The organism is Intrasporangium sp., assembly GCF_051961875.1.
Taxonomy (GTDB): Bacteria; Actinomycetota; Actinomycetes; order Actinomycetales; family Dermatophilaceae; genus Intrasporangium_A.
On the sequence record NZ_JBQCCV010000224.1, the window covers coordinates 1 to 5298 of the forward strand.

Consider the following 5298-nt stretch of genomic DNA (forward strand, 5'->3'; position numbering starts at 1 on the left):
TCGGCCTCCGTGGCGAGCGGCACGGTCAAGGTCGACCTCGGTGCCGCCGGCGCAGCCAACCGGCTGAGCGTGCCGGCGACGGGCCTCGTGCCCGGTGACTCGGTGCAGCGTGCGGTCACGCTGAGCAACTCCGGCACCCAGGACCTGAGCGGTGTCGCCCTGACGACCGTCGCGTCGACCACGAGCAAGCTCGACACCGACACGACAAACGGCCTGCAAGTCGCCATCGACTCCTGCTCGGTGCCGTGGACCGAGGCGGGCACCGCTCCGGCCTACAGCTACACGTGCTCGGGCACGACCAAGTCGGTTCTCGCCGCGCGCCCGATCATCGGGGCGAACCTCCCGCTGACCAGCCTCGGCTCGACCGGTGCCGGCAAGGCGGACAACCTGCGTGTGTCGGTGACCTTCCCGACCGCGGCGGACAACTCGTTCCAGGGCCTCAGCAGTGTCGTGGGCTTCACCTTCACCGGCACCCAGCGGGTCGCCACCAACCAGTGACGGCTGGCGCCGCCACCAACTGACACGCCACCACCGACGAGGAAGGACCGACGTGGCTCTCGCGACACACCCGCTGCCGGGGCGGCACGCCGCCCCAGCCCGGGCACGCCTTGGGCGCCCGGCCCGCTCCACGGCATACGGTATGGCGCTGAGCCGGCTCGTGCGGGGAACGGCCACGCTGGCCCTCGCCATCGGAGGGCTGGCATTCCTCGGGCTGGCGGTCGGGCCGCACGTGCTCGGCTATCGGACGGTCACGATGCTGACGGGCAGCATGTCGCCCACGATCAACCCGGGTGACGTCGTGATCGCGATGCCGAAGCCGGCGAACGAGGTCGCAGTGGGGGACGTGCTGACGTATGAGATCCCGGTCCAGGACCGGCGCGTCGAGACGCACCGGGTCGTCAAGGTGAGCAAGAACCCGGCGCGTCAGACGGTCATCGTCACCAAGGGCGACGCAAACGACGGCGTCGACCCCTGGACCGCGACCATCGAGGATCAAACGGTCTGGGAGACAAAGGCGGTCGTGCCCTGGGTGGGCTCGGCGATCAGGGCGCTGCGGGACCCGACGGTGCACGCGGTCCTGCTGTGGGGAGCGGCCGGGGGGCTGGTCCTCGTGGGCCTGTGGCAGATCTGGACGCCGGGAAGGCATGAGGACGATGGGGCGCGAGGCTGACCGCGGGGCCATCGACCCCGCCGTCCTGGATCGGCTCGCCGGAGAGCTGGGGGACAGCGGTGTGGCGCAGCGGATCGCGGGGATCTATCTGGAACTGCTCGAGGAGCGAGTGGGCCGGCTGTGCTCCGCCTGGGTCGAGGGGGACGCCGAGAAGGCACTCGAGACGGCGCTGACGCTCAAGGTGACGTCGGCGACGATCGGGGCGGTCGCGGTGTCGGGATGTGCGGAGAGGGTGGAACGGTCGCTGCGCGACGGGGGGTCGCGCGCGATCGGGGGGCGCCTGCAGGCGCTCCGGCAAGCGGCGGCGGAAACGCTCGCCACCGGGTTCGGCGCGGGGGCGCCGACGCCAGGGGGACGGCCGAGAGGCCGACGGTAAGGGGGGAGCTGACCGGCCGGGTCGGGGGGACTCGGTGGTCAGCAATGGGAGGGGTGTGGCGAGGGAGGGCGCCACACCCCTTCTGAATCAAGCCGCTTTGGGCTGGCACATATGCGACAAGTTCGACAGAACGGGCCATTTCGGTCACAAGACTCCATGAATTCGACTGGCGCTCAAGGCGTTTCGCCAAGGTATTCCTGTCGATCGCAGATAGACTTTGCGGTGGGGAAAGTTCAACAAGGGGTGGATTGATGAACAACAAATCGGGATGGTTCTATGTCGGCGAGGGCTTGCTGCGCTATCGCGACGAAGGCGGCTGGACGGAGCACTTCCTCGAGGCCGAGTCGGTGAGAGGATTCGACGGCCCGCCGCCGCCACCGGGAGTCAGCCGCGAGACGAAGTTCAATGCGGTCGGGGCGGCCACTTCCCTCGAAAGGGGGAGCGGGGTCGGCGTGCTGGCCCGTACACGCCGACTTGCTCGACGGGGCCGGCAGCGGGGTCGCTGACGGGCTCCCCCAAGGTGGCTCCATGCGACCGCCTCCTGGGGGTCGCATGGAGCGGGGCGCCACGCCCTGTCAGCAGGTCCGCTGGACGTCGAGTTGGGCCGGGTCTTCCATCCGGTAACCCACGCCGCGGACAGTGCGGATGAAGGGCATGGGGGCCGCGGGCGTGGCGGCCCGGCCCAGTTTGCGGCGGAGGTTGCCGACATGGACCTCGACGAGGTGCTCGTCCTCGGTCCAGCCCTCGCCCCAGATGGTCCTCAGCAGGACGTCCCGTCCCCAGACGCGACGGGGCTTGTCGATCCTGGTCGCGAGCAGGTCGAACTCGGTCCGCGTCAGCTCGACCTCCTGCCCGTCGATCGCGGCGATCCGGCTGTCTGTGTCGACGCTGATGCGCCCGAGGGTGACGAGCGACTCATCCGGGGCCTCGGCTGGCTCGGGGGCCTGGGCGGCTGTGGGGCTCACGCCCGCGGTCGGCCGGTCGGGGGTCGAGCCGTTGGACTGTCGGGGCCGGCGGAACATCGCGTTGACCCGGGCGTGCAGCTCGCGGGGGCTGAACGGCTTCGTGAGGTAGTCGTCGGCACCGGTCTCGAGGCCGATGAGCCGGTCGATCTCGTCGACCCGGGCACTGATCATGACGATGTAGGCGTCGGACTCCTGCCGGATGCGGCGGCACACCTCGACGCCGTCGAGGTCCGGGAGGCCGAGGTCGAGGGTGACGAGGTCGGGCGTCTGCTGCCTGACGATCTCCAGGGCGGTGTGCCCAGAAGATGTCGAATGAACCGCGAAGCCTTGCATGGCAAGCGAGTGCGTGAGCAGTTCGCGGATATCGGCGTCATCCTCCACGACGAGCGCCACCCGTTGGGCGGTGTCCATGACCGCAAGTCTCCCAGAACGGGACATATCAGGCAGGGAAACGAGGCAGGGATCGGCGTGAGCTGGGTCGCCGTCTTGTTGAAATCTTGCGGATCTCTGCGGGTGGGCTTGAGGTCCGACCTGCAGGATGTGAGTCAAGGAGGAGAGCCGGTGGGGAGAAGGGTGTCGCGCCAGGTGGGGCGCAGGCTGCGGCGAGCGGGGGTGCTCGCCGCAGCCATTGTGCTGGTCCCCACCGCGGCCATGGCGGCGTTCCAGTCGTCCGCCGGCAGCCCCTTTGCCGCCGCGACGGCTACCGTGGACACCCCGGCAGACGTCTCGTTCAGCTCGACCTGCGCGAGCGGGCAGACGGCCGGCACGGTTCGGATCAAGACTTTCAGCCAGGTCGCCCTGGCGGACGGCTACCTGTTGCAGGTGAGCCAGGCCGGCCAGGTCGTCGCCAGCCAGCGCGTCTCCGGGTCGTCGCCGGTCAACCTGACCTTCACCCGCGGCGGCACCTTCGACCTGTCCGTCGCTGCGACGCTCAAGTCCTGGACCGGCGTGCCCCTCACGCGCTCCTTCACCTGCTGATTGCGGCCTCCGAGCACACAAAGCGTTGAAACGGCCCAATCGGGCCCGGGGTCGCATGATCTGGCGCGTGGCAAATGCGCGCGAAAGGCGGCGCCCGGACTTCTGAGGTAGTGAGACCGTGACCAGGGAGCATGACACGCGCCGCAGTCTGGGTTTGCTCGCCTGGCGGCACGCATTGACAGCAGCCGTACCTCGCGTTGCGACCCCGAAACGTTCCCGTGGCAGGTTCAGGCGCGAGTCTTTTGCGCACAGCTCCCGCGCTGCATGGTTGGCGCTTCTCATATTTCTCGCCTCTCGGGCCGTATCGGCGATCTTTGTGCTGGTAGCCGAAGGGCAGCAACCCGACCTCAGCGCAGATCCAGGGTGGCACGTCGAAGGTGACGACTTGTCACACCCTGGCTACTGGGAGGTTCTTACCAATTGGGACGGTCAGTGGTACAAGTCGATCGCGCTGCACGGATACCCAACGGACCGGCAGGCATTTGGACCCAACACCCCCCAAAACGAGACGGCCTTCTATCCGCTGTATCCGTTGGCGGTGCGCGCCTTGATGCAACTAAGCGGGTTGCGGTTCGAGATCGTCGCTCCATGCCTCAGCCTCGCTGCCAGCGCGTTTGCGATCGTGCTGCTGTTCCGATGGCTTGAGAAAACGCGCGGTCTGCAGGTCGCCCTGGGTACGGTCGCCGTGCTGGCTGCGTTTCCAACGTCACCAGTCTTTCAGATGGCCTACACGGAAGGCTTGGCGATGGTCTTCCTAATTGCCGCCCTCCGTGCAGCTGTAGAACGCCGCTACCCAGCGCTTTTTGTCGCCAGTGCGCTACTTGCATTCACGAGACCCATTGCCCTTCCTCTCGGTGCATTTGTCCTCCTTTTGGCCCTCAGGTCGTATCGACGCGCAAGGGACAGTGGTAGGGCGGTAGATCGCACGCCCTGGATCGCCGGCGCTGCGGTGGCGGGATCTGCCCTGCTCTGGCCCCTCTGCGTGTGGTCATTCACAGGGATCCCCGATGCCTACTTCCGTACCGCAGGCGCGTGGGTTGCGGCAGGAGGGCTCCGGGGCGGATGGATCGCTGGCCTATGGTCGCTCGAGATGCCCGTCTTGGCCGTCTCGATGGCGCTCCTGCTCGGCTCTCTCCTTGCGCTGCGTCTGCGGCGGGGCATCTGGACCGGCCCAGAGGACCGACTGGGCGTCTGGGCGGCCCTCTACATGATCTACATCCTGTTCAGCACCTCTGTGAATACCAGCATCTTCCGCTACGCACTGCTGACCTTCGTGCCGCTCGCATCCCTAGTCCAGTGGGCGTGCCGAGCCAAATCCGCAAGATCTGTCGCCGCGAGGTGGGCGCCCATAGTCCTCGTGGAACTGCTCATCCAGTTCGTATGGGTGCACCAGGTGTTGGTGGTCCATGTAAGTCCCTCTGTCAGCTGGCCGGCCTGATTACGCTCGAACATCGGTCGACTGCAAAGTCATGTCAGGAACTCCTTCATTTGCTGACAGCACAGCACGTTCGGGCACCAAGGAAAAGATCGTCTGCACGGGGCGATGAGCCGTGCGAGTCGTATGTCCGAACCTGCGTCAGGGGGAGGCGTGGGGCCGGGATGGGCTACCCGCCCGTTCCGCCTTGTCGAGCCTAGGCGAGTCCCGGAGGACGGGCTTCTCGAACAGCCAGAAGCTCAGGGGTACGACGAGTGCGATGAGGGAGAGGGCAATGAGGCCCTTCATGGGCCGGTTGTCACCCGGCACACTGATCCAGACGAGCCACATGATCGGAACATGCCAGAGGTACAGGCTGTATGCGCGTAAACCG

At 67.3% G+C, this 5298-nt stretch carries 7 protein-coding genes and 1 pseudogene; 6 read left to right on the forward strand and 2 right to left on the reverse strand.

What is annotated here, in order from left to right:
* From ACTHJJ_RS13295 to ACTHJJ_RS13310, 4 genes are all read left to right on the forward strand, one after another.
* The coding region (locus ACTHJJ_RS13295) for a TasA family protein (RefSeq protein WP_440303417.1) at positions 1-498 on the forward strand (498 nt) is incomplete at its 5' end.
* Between the two features lie 52 nt (positions 499-550).
* Positions 551-1171, forward strand: a complete 621-nt coding sequence (locus ACTHJJ_RS13300; RefSeq protein WP_440303418.1) for a signal peptidase I — start codon at positions 551-553, stop codon at positions 1169-1171.
* On the forward strand, positions 1155-1547 hold the full coding sequence (locus tag ACTHJJ_RS13305) for an Hpt domain-containing protein (RefSeq protein WP_440303419.1): 393 nt from the start codon (positions 1155-1157) through the stop codon (positions 1545-1547). The genes ACTHJJ_RS13300 and ACTHJJ_RS13305 overlap by 17 nt, the downstream gene beginning before the upstream one ends.
* A 251-nt stretch (positions 1548-1798) precedes the next feature.
* Positions 1799-2053 carry a hypothetical protein gene (locus ACTHJJ_RS13310; protein WP_440303420.1) on the forward strand — a complete coding sequence of 85 codons (255 nt, stop codon included), beginning with the start codon at positions 1799-1801 and terminating at the stop codon, positions 2051-2053.
* 69 nt (positions 2054-2122) lie between these two features.
* On the opposite strand, the gene ACTHJJ_RS13315 is transcribed toward ACTHJJ_RS13310, so the two are convergent.
* Positions 2123-2923 carry a response regulator transcription factor gene (locus ACTHJJ_RS13315; RefSeq protein WP_440303421.1) on the reverse strand — a complete coding sequence of 267 codons (801 nt, stop codon included), beginning with the start codon at positions 2921-2923 and terminating at the stop codon, positions 2123-2125.
* Positions 2924-3097: 174 nt separating this feature from the next.
* Between ACTHJJ_RS13315 and ACTHJJ_RS13320 the strand changes: the two genes are divergently transcribed.
* A complete protein-coding gene (locus ACTHJJ_RS13320) occupies positions 3098-3490 on the forward strand; it encodes a hypothetical protein (RefSeq protein ID WP_440303422.1) in 393 nt (130 codons plus the stop codon).
* 268 nt (positions 3491-3758) lie between these two features.
* On the forward strand, positions 3759-4928 hold the full coding sequence (locus ACTHJJ_RS13325) for a hypothetical protein (protein WP_440303423.1): 1170 nt from the start codon (positions 3759-3761) through the stop codon (positions 4926-4928).
* A 138-nt stretch (positions 4929-5066) separates the two neighbouring features.
* Here ACTHJJ_RS13325 and ACTHJJ_RS13330 read toward each other — a convergent pair.
* A pseudogene (locus ACTHJJ_RS13330) lies at positions 5067-5298 on the reverse strand (hypothetical protein); the annotation flags it as partial.

What these genes read in the sequence shown, in the direction of transcription:
- ACTHJJ_RS13305 (WP_440303419.1), top strand. Translation starts at nt 1,155, where the DNA reads ATGGGGCGCGAGGCTGACCGCGGGGCCATCGACCCCGCCGTCCTGGAT.
- ACTHJJ_RS13310 (WP_440303420.1), top strand. Translation starts at nt 1,799, where the DNA reads ATGAACAACAAATCGGGATGGTTCTATGTCGGCGAGGGCTTGCTGCGC.
- ACTHJJ_RS13315 (WP_440303421.1), bottom strand. Translation starts at nt 2,923, where the DNA reads ATGGACACCGCCCAACGGGTGGCGCTCGTCGTGGAGGATGACGCCGAT.